This window comes from Segatella bryantii, from assembly GCF_022024215.1.
Lineage (GTDB): Bacteria > Bacteroidota > Bacteroidia > Bacteroidales > Bacteroidaceae > Prevotella > Prevotella bryantii.
Window position 1 is genome coordinate 345,001 of sequence record NZ_CP091797.1, and the last position, 14,607, is coordinate 359,607.

A 14,607-nucleotide genomic window follows, 5' to 3' on the forward strand; every position below is an offset into this window, starting at 1 on the left:
TGAATAGTATGAGTACTTAGGAGTACTACTTTTTAATATATCTTCTGCTTGTAAACGGATCGTCATATCCTTCTTTTTGTTGGTATAATGTAGTCCAATATTCAACAAGAATGAATTTCTGAACTTTCGATAATTATAATAACCTGGTAAGTTATCTTCCATATATATCGAAGCCGACAATTTTTTATTTATGGCAATTGTATTATCCAGTGTGAAATTCACGCCCCATCCTTTTATGCTTTTAAATTGAGCTGCTTTAGAATTGTAATTGGTATAGGTAATATCGTTAGACAATTTTGATTCAATCGCCGTACCTATTTGAAGATTAAGCTCCGAGTTAATTCCAAACTGATATATATCTAGATAATTATCAGCCCTTTCTATTTGATTTTGGATATGGTCTGCATCTAGGATAACCATTTTTCCAAAGTCGTTGGTCGTGTTAGAGGAGTAAATTCTAGTAAATAAAAGATCCTTGTACATATAAGTAAGACTTGCCAAGTGTATATTTGATGGTTTCAGAAAAGGATTTCCTTCCGAGTAATCATATTTGCTGCTGTACCATCGAAAAGGATCTAATAAGTGATAATCAGGTCTTTTAATTCTTCCAGAATAGTTTACATTGATAACGTTGTTATCATTGATCACATACCTCATATCAATAGAAGGAAAACATCTAAAATAGTGATTCGTATGAGTTTGCTGGTATGTATATGATATTCCTTTCGTATAAGTGAGTTCTCCTCGAAGACCAAGATCTACAGATAAAGCCTTGTATGAAAAAGATGAATTCAGATATAAAGCATGACTTGTCTCTCGGTAGCCAAAGGTATTTTGTGGTATGGCATTAGGCGATAAAGTTTCGTTATTTTCATTAAATGATGTAGAGTTTGTATATGAAAATTTATAGCCTTCTGTAAAATCTATTTTTTTATATTGATTCTTACCATCTATCTTAAAGGTAAAAATATCATAATTCTGATGACCACGACTGAAATATGTTTCGTCTTCAGAAAGTAGTGGGTTGTAGGTCATAGATCTCCAACCTCTATAGTTTTTGATATAGTTATTAATATATCCTGCTGTTACATTTATATCTGAATGATCATTAAAGGAGTGTGCATAATTCATTTCTCCATTAAACTGATGATTTCCAGAATACCCCTGTCCAAGAGAAGACATAATCGAGTCTGTAACTGTATTATTTAAAGATTGGTACCTAGTAATGTTCTCGATATCATGATTTTTATCTTTGTCATACCATGGTATTTGCAGCGTAGCTGATAAATTATTTTTGTGATCAAAAACATAGTTGAAGTTCGTGAGCATCATTACATTTGTAATCTTGTTTTTTCTTGGATTATTGGTAGAAATGACCTCATTTTCGAAGTAATTAGAATATCTGCTATGTGTGAAATTATTGGAATGGCTACCTAAGATGATATTTCCTATCGTTAATTTCTGGTTAGAATAAATGATATTCGCTGAACCTCCAGCAGACAAATCATGAGCTGCTGATATTTTGCCTAATAAGCGAGTTTGCCATCCTGGATTAACAGAACGTTTCGTTATGATTTTCAAAATTCCGATGTTTCCTTCTGCCTCATATTTTGCAGGAGGATTAGAGATGACTTGGATACTTTCGATATTATCCAATCCTAGTGAATTTAAATATTCTAGTAAGTCGCTACCTTTAATATATAGTTGATGATGATTCAAATATACTAAAACGATGTCCTTTCCGGCCATTGTAATCGTATTATTTTTGAGATGTAGAGTTGGTATTTGGGGTAGGATATCAGAGAGTATTTTACCGTCTTTTTTAATAGCATCCATACGGACTAATAATCCATTATGTAATAGTTGAATAGGCCTTTTTCTACCCCTTATTTCTACCTCGCCAAGACTCAGGGCTTGATCATTTAAATAGACATCATGTTGGCTTTGATTAGTAACATGGAATATTTGATCTAAACATCCAATATAGCTATATACAAGACTATCAGCATGTTGGGCTTTAATTTCATAATAGCCTAAGCTATCAGAATAAGTTATTGCTTTAGAAGTAGCGTTTCTTACTGTTGCATAAGCGAGTGGTTCTTTTGAGTTTTGTAGATAGATATGCCCACGAACGATATTGTTTTGTGCATCAACGGGCATATATGCTATGAGTAGAAAAATGATAGTACTTAATAAAGTATGAAGAGATTCAAAAAATAAATCTTTCATTTTCTAATTGGTTTCTAATTGGTTTTGTTTTTTTATTGAATTAGTTGTCCTGGATATAACGTTTCTGGGTAGGTATACGCCTTTTTTACCAGACGGGGCTGGATATTATTCGCATGCAATATAATATCAGAATAATCGTTCAAATAGTAAGTAAATGCAGCGGTATAGTTGAAATTTTATTTCATTTGCAAATATATTATAACAATCTGAAACTTATAATGATTATTTTTTATATTATAATAATTAAGACTTGTTTTACACAATTTAAATTTTTAGTAAATTTTCGCGATTTGTGAATCCAACAAGCAGGTGTTCATTTAGTTGATGTTATTCATCAAGTACTTTTTAGGTATTGAAAAGTTGTATATCGCTTTTGGTCTATTGTTAATCTTCTCCCTTATCTTTGTAATTTGTGTTGGTTTATGTTTTTCCTTCTTAGGTAAGTTTGCTTTATTAAAGTTAAAAACTGTGTTCGTACACAAAAAAATTGATATAAAACAAGAAAAGGGTGAAAAATATGCTAAAAAACATATTTTTTACTTGTTAATTCAAAAAGTATTTGTACTTTTGCAGTACCAAACTAAGGTTAATTGATTGTTTAGGGTAATTAAGGGTTTTACATTAGGTAATAGATAGGTAAATAAAGATTGTATATATAGACTAGGTTAACATATAGGTTTTTAGGTTATAAGTAGGTAAAGATTCATTTTAGGTTAACAATTTGCGATTTAAAGGGGTTCAGCCAATTGGGCTGGATATCCCCTAAATTGGCGAGGGAATTTTCCTTCGTTTTTTTTGTTTTATACAGTATGTGATTTATGTCTATTCGTTTATTCATCAAAAGGTTTTGATTTGAATAGTTATTAATTCAAATTTTTTTATTATTTTTGCAATCAAACTTTATATAAACCAGAGAGATAATCTTTCTCTTGATTTAGAACCTGTAATAAACATGAAAAAAATCTTTTTTTTACTTTTCGTTCTAAGTTGTCTAAAACTCCAGGCAGCCCAGGAACTTAAATTGTGGTATAATCATCCTGCTTCTATTTGGCAAGAAGCCTTACCAATTGGTAACGGACGTATTGCCGGTATGATTTATGGTGGTGTCCAATCTGAGGAAATTCAACTCAACGAAGAAACCGTGTGGGGTGGAGGTCCCCATAGTAATGTACGTGCCATTCCCGTTGATACCTTGCGTCAAGTTCGCCAACTTATCTTTGATGGTCAAGAGAAAGCGGCTCATGCTATGATTAATCGGAATTTTATGACGGGTCAACATGGTATGCCCTATGAAAGCGTAGGCTCTCTAAAAATCGATTTTAATTATCGTGCTGGCGATACCCGTAATTATCGTAGAGAGTTAGATCTTAATCGTGCAGTTTCTACGACTACTTTCCAAGTAGGTAAAGTAACCTATAAGCGTGAAGTCTTTACCACATTCTCATCGCCAGAGCATCATGCAAATGTTATGGTAATACGCTTAACGGCTTCTAAACGTGGTTCTATATCCTTTAAATTACATTATACCTCTCCACTTCGCCATGCTATCACCTTGAATCAACAGGGCGATCTTTGTATGCTAGGTTATGGTGCAGATCATGAGGGCATAAAAGGAGTTATTCAGGCGAGTACCGTTACCCGTGTCTTGAATATTGGAGGTAAAATAAAGCGAAATGGAGAGTCGATTGAGGTGACGAATGCGAATCAAGTAGAGATTCGCTTGGCTATGGGTACCAATTTCAAAAGCTATAATGAGGTTAGTCTGGATGCAGAGGCACAAACCTTTGGCGAATTGCAGACAGCATCTCCATATACTTACGAAGCATTACTTCAGCAACATGAGCAAGTGTATCAGAACCAGTTTGGTCGTGTTTCACTCGATTTAGGCGAAAACACGAATGAAACTTCTTTACCAACAGATGAACGCTTACGTCGTTTTCAGCAAAGTAATGATCCAGCTCTTGCTACACTAGTATTTCAGTATGGACGATATCTTCTCATCTCTTCATCCCAGATAGATAGTCGAACCCCAGCCAATTTGCAAGGTATTTGGAATAAAGATATGAATGCGCCATGGGATGGCAAATATACCATAAATATTAATACCGAAATGAATTATTGGCCCGCTCAGACCACCAATCTTTCAGATAACGAATGGCCTTTATACCGTTTGGTGCAAAATCTTAGTAAGACTGGTGTAGAAGCAGCATCTAAGATGTATGGGGCGAAAGGATATATGGCTCATCATAACACAGATATCTGGGCAACTACGGGTATGGTAGATGGTGCCACCTGGGGTATTTGGCCGAATGGAGCTGGTTGGCTTTCTACCCATCTCTGGCAACGGTATCTCTTTACAGGAGATCAACAGTTCTTACGTACTTTTTATCCGCAGTTGAAAGGAGCAGCTGATTTCTATCTTACCGCTATGGTTCGTCATCCGAAATATGGCTATATGGTTACAGTACCAAGTATTTCGCCCGAACATGGTCCTCATGGCAAACCGTCTGTAACTGCTGGTTGTACGATGGATAATCAGATTGCTTTTGATGTACTTCAAGATGCATTGCAGGCAACAGAAGTATTAGGAGAGTCGGAGGCTTATGCCGATAGTTTGCGACAACATATTCGTCAGCTTGCTCCTATGCAAGTAGGTCGATATTGCCAGTTGCAAGAATGGCTTGAAGATGCTGATGATCCGAAGGACGGCCATCGCCATGTGTCTCATGCCTATGGCTTGTTTCCAAGTAATCAGATATCAGCTACCCGCACACCAGAGTTGTTCGAAGCTATTCGCAATACATTAGTTCAGCGTGGTGATGAAGCTACGGGATGGAGTATTGGTTGGAAAATTAATCTTTGGGCACGCTTGTTAGATGGAAACCATGCTTATCAGCTTGTGCGAAATCTGTTAAGTGTATTGCCATCTGATGCTGATGCAGCCAACTATCCTAAGGGTAGAATGTATCCGAATCTTTTTGATGCACATCCGCCTTTCCAGATTGATGGTAATTTTGGCTTTACTGCTGGAGTGGCAGAGATGTTGCTCCAGAGCCAGGATGGCATGGTACAACTGTTACCAGCTCTTCCTGATGTATGGCAGCAAGGACAGGTTTCGGGTTTGAAGGCTCGTGGAAATTTTGAAGTAGCCATGAACTGGAAACAGGGTAAACTGGTTACAGCCGAGGTGAAGTCTGTGATCGGTGGTAATCTTCGCATAGCATCGTATACACCTCTGCAGAGTAAAGATAAACAGCTGGTTGTTGCTCAGGGCGATAATCCTAATCCGCTCTTTAAAGTGGCACAGGGTAAAAAAGCTATCGTCTCTTCTGAAGCTCATTTGCAATTGCAGCCACAGAAGAAGTTGTTTGTCTATGATATCATGACATCACCTGGTGAGGTCATTTATCTTCAAGCCGTTCAATAAAACAATTCTATTGGATGATATCTCTGTTGATCAATTGGTTTAGCCAGTTGATGAACAGAGATTTCCATTTGATAGCCTCTGGAGAAGTCTTTTCTGCAGTAGCACCAAAACCGTGTCCACCCGTTTTAAATTGGCGATAAAAGTGTGGTTTATGATGTGCTGTCAATGCACTGTCCATTAGTTCTGAATTGCGATAATTTACGATAGGATCGTCCGTGCAGTTGATAAGAAATACAGGACAGGTGATACGATCCGCATGCTTTTCCATAGAAAGCGAATCGCACAACATCTTGTTGCGTTTACGATATTCGCCTAACAGTCCGCGACGAGAGCGCTTGTGAGTGCAAGCAGCAGATAAACTTACTACCGGATATATCGGAGCGACGAAATCGGGTGCGATGTCTTTAGGACTATATTCAGCCGACGTCAGTACCAGGTGTCCACCAGCAGAGAATCCCATTGCACCGACAAATTGGTAGCCTTTGCTACGAACCTTTTGAAGAGTCTTATTGAGCGCATTGATCTGATCGGGATACTGGTGACCTCGATAGATCAGGCGACTATGGTATGCAAAAGCCGCCCAACCGGCTGTAGGATAGTAGAGAACATAAGCAGCGATACCATTTTCGTTCAACCAGTGTGCCACATCTATCCCTTCTGTCTTTTTATCCAACCAACAGTAGCTGCCACCGGGACAAACGATAATTGCCGTTTTGGCTTTTCCTTTAGGCAAAAACTCGATTACTTTTTGTGCTTGTATGGAGAGTACCATCGAGCAGGCTATTGTGAAAGCGATGATTCGGATCTTTATATTCATATCTGATAAATCTTTCTATATTTCTCGTATGCAGACCAGTATTGCTCCGTTTCTAATTCATTCTGCATTTCAGCATAATGTTTTTGGTACATTTTGTGGATGAGCTGGGTAAGTTGACGAGCATTTATACTAGCATCATAAGGTATACGATCGCCAATCTCTAATGTGATTTGTCCGTTGCGTAAAATATGGTCGTACTTTGGCATAACATGTCCTGCTCCATGTAGATAGAGTGGTAGTATATCCGCTTTTAACTGTTGTGCAAGTAGAAAAGCCCCTTTGTGAAAACGTTGTATGTGACAGTCGCTACTTCGGGTTCCTTCCGGAAAAATACAGATGCTATAACCTCGACGGAATAAGTCGTTTAGGTGAATCATATTATCATCTACACCATTTGTTATCGGATAAAACTCGGCATGGCGAATAATTGGTCCGAAAAAAGCGTTATTCCATACCCAGTCTTTGGTCAGGAAAACCATTTTGGGTGAGAGTTGTAGTAATGTGATAAGGTCAAGATGACTCTGATGGTTGCAGATGATAATAGCAGGTTTACTGAAATCTTCCAGATTCTTATTTTTGATATTAAACTTTACACCAGGAAGGTTTCGTACCGCCCATGCATTCCAATACTGTATGACATGATGCAGTTTCAACTTACGTTTTTCATCCATCTTGCCCAGATGAGTGAGAAACCATGTATAAGGATAGCCTATACACAGCATGACGAAGGAAAAAACCGTATAGGTAAGACCACTATAAATCAAGCGTTTCAGCGTAAGAGGCACTTCCCGCTTAGCACCATGTTTCATCGTAAGCCAGTGGAACACAAGTGGAGGAAGATAATAGGCCATCATCACGACAGTAATCATTCCGATAATTGTCACCGCTCCCAATGATTGCAAGGCAGGATGTTTGGCGAAAACGAGGCAACCGATGCCGATAAACATCAGGATAGCTGATATCATGACAGAGTTTTTATACGATTCCAGTCGTTTGCGGCCAGTGGTATATTCATACATCAAACCTTCTGTGATAAAGATGGTATAGTCATCACCTTGACCAAAGATAAAAGATGCAAGAATAATATTGACGATATTAAACTGGATTCCGAATAATTGCATTATGCCTAAAATCCATATCCATGATACCGCCAGAGGAAGGAAAGATAAGGCCGAGAGTTCGATGCTTCCAAACGAAATCCACAGGAACAAAAACACGATAAATCCACAAACGATACCGATATAATTGAAAGAATCGTTGAGAATAGTGACCAGTTGATTACTGAGATCCTCGCTTGAGAAAGCCAGCGGTGTCATGGCCTTCGTTTTGTTTTTATCAGCGGTATAGACATAGTTTACTACCTGATAGCCCGTCTTATCCTGGAGGATATAGCTATCAGCAACCTGTCCCACAATCGGTTTGAAGTATGCTATCGGTTGAGTGGTGTAGTTTTTATCGAGGTTAGCAAGGAAAGGTGCAAAAGTTTCCTTATCGAAATCATGTATTTTTCCAGTTTTTATAATTTCATCTTTGAGTCGCGCTGCATATTTTTGCTTGAAAGCGTTCCAGTTTTTCAGTCGTTCTTCCTGTCGCTTGCGAGAAGGAACAAAGTCTCCTATACCCGTGATATGCGATATCTCTTGCTGTTGTGAGATTGTATCAATCAGTTTTTCGTTTTGTTGCAGCGCTTCTTCGAGCGATTTACCCTCAGCCACCATATACACCGGAGCCTCTTTAACGGTAGCGGCGAGTAATTTCAAATCATGTTTCTGGTCGCTCGTCATATAGTTAATATTCTGCAAGTTCGAGTCAAACGATGTAGACAGCGAGAAATAGCCTAGTATGATCGTTATGACGATCACTAAGGGCAGCAGGTGCGGAATATGTATATTCCATTTGATATGTTCAGCTACAGCCCTAGGTTTTAGCTTACTTCCTTGGGCATACACTGGTAGAAATACAAGTACAAAAAGTATCGTACCGATAAGCATGAGCGACCCAAAAAGACCTAAGTCGCGCATGGCTTGAGCATCTAATCCTATCAAACAGAAGAATGCGGCAACGGTGGTGATATTGCCGATAAGCAGTGGGGGTACCATATCTTTGAGGGCTACTTTACGATCGTGCTCCTCGCGAATATGATCAAGAAAATGAAGCGGATAGTTTACGGCGATGCCGATAATAACAGAGCCGATACCGAGTACGATAATAGATATAGAATCTTTAAACAGGGCCATGCCTGCCAAGGCAAAAAGCCAACCGAATGCCAGCGAACAGCCTATCCATAGCATATCAGCGATGCGGCGATAATGCCACAGTAGCAGGGCTAAGATAAAGAACACGGCTATTGCTACCGAGAGCATGGAGTCTGATTTGATCTGATTGGCATTGGTTACAGCGATGAGTGGAGCACCTACCATGGTTATTTTCAGGGTAGGGTATTGGTTCTGCATACTGTCGACAACCTGTTGTAAGTCATCGGCAAGCAAGGCATTCTTCTGGGTTTCACTCGATCCGTATGGGGTGGAGCAGGTAATCATACCATATTTTTCGTCGGCTGTAAACAAATAGCCGTCTCGCATTTTCACCTCATTATCGATTTTCAGATTTTTTAGTCGTTGTAAGAGCGGATTAAACAGGTGTGCGGGATCATGTCTTACCGTTTCCATGACCACGTCGTTCATAGGCATTTGTACCAGTTGTACGTTTTGTGCCATCTGTTCTTCCACATAGTCAGGATTAGCCAGAAGCGAGTCGATATGTTGGTAATCTTGCTCAGTAAGGAAATAAGGTGCATTTTGCAGGATAAACCCAAGCATATTTTGAGTTTGGATCTCATCGATAGTAACCTGCAGATTTTTTACCTTTGTCTTACTTTCGAGAGTTTCCCCAAGTTCATCCATAGCCTCTTCGAGTGTATCGATGTCAGCTTTCCGGGCAGAATCTTTCGATGTTAAGAGAAAGATAATCCTGTCTTGAGCAGAAATTTTCTGATAGATATTCTGGAAACGGGCGGTCTTCTCATTTTTAGGAAGGAATTTGGCGATGTCTTCCTCATAATGAATATGGAGTGCAAGCAGGGCAAACACTCCAGTCAGTGCCAGCAGAAGTGCAAGGGCAATGTACTTATGCTGGTTGAAAAAACGATATATTTTTAGAAAAAAAATACTCATGATATAATTTTTTTAATCATACGTTTCGGTATGAAATAGACGAGTGCTATCAATGTTAGAAACGTATTTAATATCGAGATTCGTGTAAAGTCATAACCGGGACGGAAATGACTGATACGTTCTTCTTTAGGTGGATAGTACACCTGGATAGGTACGCTGACAATTGGAGCGCCATGCCAGGCTGCATATACCAGAAATTCCAGTTCTGATTCGTAACGAGATGTTATAAACCAACTGGAGTGGATATAATGGAGCGGATACATGCGATAGCCACACTGGGTATCACGAAGATTAATACCAGTCTGCAGATGAAACCAGAAATTAGAAAATTTATTAGCAAAGTTGCTGCCATTTCTCATTAATTCCGGGTTTAGTGTACGTTCGCCGGTAATAAATGATCCTTTATTTTTAAGATGTGCATCTACCAATAACGGGATATCCTCAGGATAGTGTTGCCCATCGGCATCGATAGTTATCGCATATTCATAGCCTAGGTGTATAGCTTTTTTGAACCCTTCCTTTAATGCGCTCCCTTTACCTTTATTTTTCTTATTGGTTACCACTTCGATATGTTCGAAAGCAGCTTGTTCAAGGCTTTCGGCGGTCTGATCTGTACATCCGTCGTTAACCACGATGACATGATTGGTGTATTTGTAGATACGTTTGATAACGTCTATGATAGTACCTCCATTATTATAGGTAGGTACGATAACGCAAATTCTTTCTTTGTCAATAATTTTACCAGTATTATCCATAACAAGTCCAGTTAGATTTTGAATAGAATTGAAAATTTGGTGAAGATTTTATCACTTTTAATGTATCCTTTTACGTTGAGGTTTTCGCTGATATTCAAGATAACATCTAATTTCTGATGGTCTCCTGGTGATATAGGATTTACAAATTTCAGGTTGTTAACTTGGTCAAGTTGAAGTTTTTGGTGGCATTTTATTTCAGCAAGTTCTTGTATGATCTGCAGTATGCATACACCCGGAGTAATCGGTTTTTCAGGGAAGTGAGCCTGATAGATGATATGCTTTGCATTCAGTTTTATACTGAAGGAATCATCTTTCTCTTCTATGATGGTATATAATGACTGCAGTAATTTCATTGTAGATTTTTTATTTTGTATCTTATTTTGCGACCAGTACACAACCGGTCATGATCAGGAATATACCCATCCATCTCGTCATCGGGATATCCTCGTGGAAGATAAACATGGCTGCCAGCATTCCGAATATATAGCTTAGCGATACCATCGGATAAGCCATCGAGAAGGGGAATGTTTTGATAATATACATCCATAAGATGGATGCTGCAAGATAACAAAGGCCACATGCTAAGAACCACCAATTCGTAAGTTGGCTTGATATAAATTGCCATGTCCATGAGCATATCCCCATGCGACTAAGGGCAAATTTTAAGAAAACTTGTCCACTGCATAGTAGCAAACTTTGTATGATGGCTAATAGGATGAGTTGCATATCTCTTATTGGTTTGTACAGGGAATGGTGATGATCTTTGCTTCGTCTCCATGAGGAGTATGGTGGATGATGATATCGCTGATTTCAGCAATCGCGTGTTCACCTTTTTCCGTAGAAAGCATATAGGCAATCGCATCATCATTCACCAGGTTTGCAGGATGAAGTCCCGCTTTTTCGATTTTATCCTTTAATCCAGGAGTCAGTTCATCATTCTGGCAGACCAGTGCTGTCTTGATTTTACCCATTTGTAATTGCAGAAACGCATCGAGCATCGCCGATTCGAGCGACACTTTCCCCTGGCTGTAGGTATTGTTATACCCATGATTATGTGTATAGATGCCTATAATAGAAGCAACCGTATTATGGGTACAGAGCATAAAGTGTGTAGGCATACTTACGTCTTCGCCTTCTGCTGTCATACCGTCGAGAATCTTTTCTGAATCTTCCCAACTGCCTAATGCAGTACCGTTGATAATCGCATCAGGCTGATCTATACCACTCTCTTGTATACATTTTAGAGCAGTAGCCAGTGCACGCTTCACCAGTCGGCCGTATCGACGAGTCTTTATCGGATGAATATACTGTCGATATTCTTCTGGTGTTACAGCTTGAGTCTTGGCGATGATATATACTTTATTCATGATAGGTACCTATGATAATTGAAGAATCGTTTCCACCAAAACCAAAAGCATTACACATGACGTGTCGCAAGTCATGAGCAGTTTGGTCTTTATCGTCAGTAAAAGGTATGATACAGTTTTCGTCAGCTTCTTGCCAGTTGGCATTCAGAGGGATAAACTGATGCGCTAAGGCAAGCATACAGCATACACACTCTATACTTCCACTGGCGCTTGTCGTATGTCCGGTTAATCCCTTTGTGCTGCTTACAGGTGGTATAGCCTCGCCAAATACTCGACGAATGGCTTCACTCTCGCTCGTATCATTATTAGGAGTAGCTGTGCCGTGTGCATTGATATAGTCTATGTCTTGCGGCAGTAGATGAGCATCAGTCAGCGCCTGGCTCATGGCCAGATAAGCCCCATCTCCATGTTCAGACGAAGCTGTAGAATGGAATGCATCGCAAGCATTTCCTGCTCCTTCGAGTATAAATCTAGGGTGTATATTTCTTTGTTTTACTGAAGCTTCGCTTTCAAGAACCACATAGGCAGCACCTTCACCAAGATTAAGTCCAGCTCTTGTCTTGTCAAATGGTCTGCAAGGCTGTTCATCGAGGATAAGCAGTGATTTAAATCCATTGAGGTGGAATTTAGATAGACTTTCGGTGCCTCCCGCAACCACAATATCGTATCTACCACTTTCGATAAGCAGTTTACCCAAGATAATCGCATTGAGAGCAGAACTGCAGGCTGTAGAAGCGGTTGTGGTATAGTCGAAACAGCCGAAGTGGTCTGCTATGCTATTGGTACTGTTACCACATGGATGCTGGCAAATCATGTCGGCCGATAAGGCATCAGGATAGTAACATTCAGTCTGATCCATACCAGCCACCGTTGTTCCTGATATGAAAGCGATGCGCTGCGAACCATCGAGTCGGGCATCTGTCAGGGCTTCTTGAACGGCCACCATACCCAATAGAGCTGTTCTGGAAACAGCCTGAGTTACAGGTCGATGTAGTAAGGCCGCCAGTTCTTCATTGGTAGCCTTTACTTCTCCCAGCGGAAACTCCAGATGGGTTGTTTTCAGATAGACAGGAGCAGCAATGCCCGAGCGACTCTCTTGTAGAGAAGACAGCATCTCCGTTTGATTTTTACCGATGGCAGAAATCACACCTGCTCCAGATATAAATACGTGCTTTGTCACTTGCCTGCTAATATAAGTGAAGTTTACTTCGTACGGTTTTCTTCTACGAAAGTAGCCATGGTTTCAATATTCTTGAAAACCTCTTTACCCTTTTTGGCGTCTTTAATTTTGATACCGAAATGTTTTTCGAGCAATACGATAAGTTCAAGACCATCGATAGAGTCGAGGCCCAGACCATCTTCTCCAAAGAGCGGCATGTCGTCTTCGATATCATTTGGAGTAATATCTTCGAGGTTTAAAGCCTCGATAATCATAGCTTTTAATTGTTCTTTCAATTCCATATTTATATTTCCTTGATTATTGTTTATTGGGGTTGTTCGGTAAGAGACATTTTTAGCGTACCTTCAGCGATGAGGTCTTCGCCCCTTTTAATCTGAGCTTCTACGAGAAGCATCCCCATGATTTCTTCTTTGATCTCAACTTGTGTTTCGAGTAAATCACCAACGAGAGGCGTGGCATATACCTTCAGGTTTCTGATGGCTCCGATAAATCCCATTTGTATGGTACGTTTCAGTATATATTTGTTGATATATCCGATTCGTGCCGCACAGGTCTGGGCTATCACTTCTGCCAGCGCACAGGTTTGTAGTTTACCTTCTTCTACATAGAGATGATTTGGGCTGACTCTGAATAAGGATGTCGTTAATCGTTCATCGTAATAAGTCATCTGGTCGATAAAGACAAAAGGCTCTTGTTGTAAGAGCAGTTCATGCACATCTATCTGTCTGATATCGATACCATCGTCAGTTTGGACCTTTTTTTTATTTTCATCCATGATTATGCCCAAAATTCGTAATAGTTAAACCATTGAGTAGGATAGGCATTAACCACCTTCTCCAGTCCAGCCACATAGTCTCGCGCCAAATTTTCAGCACGTTCCTTTATATTTTTTCCTTCGCCATGTATCTTCTGAATGTAAATATGATACAGGTGTGTCTTTTCCTTCATCACATGGATAGCGATAGCAGGAGTCTCTCTTTGGGCGGCAATAGCAAACGGCCCCAGTGGGAATTTTGCTTTAGCTCCCATAAAAGAACAAGTAATATGTCGCTGACTGCCAAACATACGGTCGCCTGGAATACTTAAAGACTCCCCGTTGCTCAGAGCATTATTCATTTCGAAAAGATGGCTCAAGTCATCTTTCGTGACAATCATATTAATATTATTCTCGGCCATAAGTCTTCTTCGGTTTTCCATCACCGTTTCCGATTCGCCCCCATATACTAACGCATTATAGCGTTTGTTGTTCGCTTTCAACTTATATCCGGCAGCTTCATAGTTACCGATGTGTGCACTATAGATAACAAAAGCCTCATCGCTCTTCGCCAGCTGTTCGTAGAGTTCGAAATTATCGATTTCAAATTCCATTTTACCACCCGAGTAAATGTAAAATCTGTCCAGAATAATTTGAGCAAATTTACATTCATTACGGTATACATTCATAAACGCACCCAGCATACTGCATCCACGTCGCTGTCTGTAGAAATGGTACATGGCCAGATAAGCCTGATGCACAAAAAGCATATAAAAAGGAATCACAAAGATGTCGATGACGACATACATTATTCTCAGCGGAATAAACTCCATCATAGTGATGAGGCTCCGTTGCATCCATGTTGTTCCTCCTGTATTTCCTTTCCAAACTTTATCAGCCATCTT

At 39.6% G+C, this 14,607-nt stretch carries 12 protein-coding genes (1 of these 12 only partly in view); 1 reads left to right on the forward strand and 11 read right to left on the reverse strand.

The features are described 5' to 3' along the window. Nucleotides 1-2,229: the 5' portion of an outer membrane beta-barrel family protein gene (locus L6471_RS01200; protein ID WP_094448541.1), read on the reverse strand. It extends 141 nt beyond the left edge of the window; 2,229 of the gene's 2,370 nt are visible here — the first part of the coding sequence; its start codon is at nt 2,227-2,229; its stop codon lies beyond the left edge, outside the window. Nucleotides 2,230-3,181: 952 nt separating this feature from the next. Between L6471_RS01200 and L6471_RS01205 the strand changes: the two genes are divergently transcribed. Continuing rightward, nucleotides 3,182-5,656: a glycoside hydrolase family 95 protein gene (locus L6471_RS01205; protein WP_027454281.1), complete on the forward strand. Its 2,475-nt coding sequence runs from the start codon at nt 3,182-3,184 to the stop codon at nt 5,654-5,656. Nucleotides 5,657-5,663: 7 nt separating this feature from the next. Here the strand turns inward: L6471_RS01205 and L6471_RS01210 are convergent, their stop codons facing one another. The 10 genes from L6471_RS01210 to L6471_RS01255 are packed head-to-tail and all read right to left on the reverse strand — an operon-like array spanning nt 5,664 to nt 14,604. Next, complete coding sequence (locus L6471_RS01210) at nt 5,664-6,473, reverse strand: alpha/beta hydrolase (RefSeq protein ID WP_398360843.1); 810 nt, start codon at nt 6,471-6,473, stop codon at nt 5,664-5,666. After that, nucleotides 6,470-9,646, reverse strand: coding sequence for a 1-acyl-sn-glycerol-3-phosphate acyltransferase (locus tag L6471_RS01215; RefSeq protein ID WP_237797068.1), 3,177 nt, complete (start codon nt 9,644-9,646; stop codon nt 6,470-6,472). The genes L6471_RS01210 and L6471_RS01215 overlap by 4 nt, the downstream gene beginning before the upstream one ends. Continuing rightward, nucleotides 9,643-10,401, reverse strand: a complete 759-nt coding sequence (locus L6471_RS01220; protein WP_074549892.1) for a glycosyltransferase family 2 protein — start codon at nt 10,399-10,401, stop codon at nt 9,643-9,645. The genes L6471_RS01215 and L6471_RS01220 overlap by 4 nt, the downstream gene beginning before the upstream one ends. An 11-nt stretch (nt 10,402-10,412) precedes the next feature. After that, on the reverse strand, nt 10,413-10,754 hold the full coding sequence (locus L6471_RS01225) for a hotdog family protein (RefSeq protein ID WP_006282142.1): 342 nt from the start codon (nt 10,752-10,754) through the stop codon (nt 10,413-10,415). Between the two features lie 22 nt (nt 10,755-10,776). Further along, nucleotides 10,777-11,127: an EamA family transporter gene (locus L6471_RS01230; protein WP_074549893.1), complete on the reverse strand. Its 351-nt coding sequence runs from the start codon at nt 11,125-11,127 to the stop codon at nt 10,777-10,779. Between the two features lie 5 nt (nt 11,128-11,132). Next, entirely contained in the window at nt 11,133-11,768 is a 636-nt protein-coding gene (locus tag L6471_RS01235) for a beta-ketoacyl synthase chain length factor (RefSeq protein ID WP_173652170.1), read from the reverse strand. Continuing rightward, nucleotides 11,761-12,948, reverse strand: a complete 1,188-nt coding sequence (locus L6471_RS01240; RefSeq protein WP_237797069.1) for a beta-ketoacyl-[acyl-carrier-protein] synthase family protein — start codon at nt 12,946-12,948, stop codon at nt 11,761-11,763. Before L6471_RS01240 ends, L6471_RS01235 begins: the two co-directional genes overlap by 8 nt. Before the next feature lie 23 nt (nt 12,949-12,971). Next, the gene (locus L6471_RS01245) at nt 12,972-13,229 is read right to left on the reverse strand and encodes a phosphopantetheine-binding protein (protein WP_027454276.1); all 258 of its coding nucleotides are present in this window, start codon (nt 13,227-13,229) and stop codon (nt 12,972-12,974) included. A 23-nt stretch (nt 13,230-13,252) separates the two neighbouring features. Beyond that, complete coding sequence (locus L6471_RS01250; protein ID WP_237797070.1) at nt 13,253-13,723, reverse strand: pseudouridylate synthase; 471 nt, start codon at nt 13,721-13,723, stop codon at nt 13,253-13,255. Between the two features lie 2 nt (nt 13,724-13,725). After that, on the reverse strand, nt 13,726-14,604 hold the full coding sequence (locus L6471_RS01255; protein ID WP_027454274.1) for an LpxL/LpxP family acyltransferase: 879 nt from the start codon (nt 14,602-14,604) through the stop codon (nt 13,726-13,728). Between the last annotated feature and the right edge of the window lie 3 nt (nt 14,605-14,607).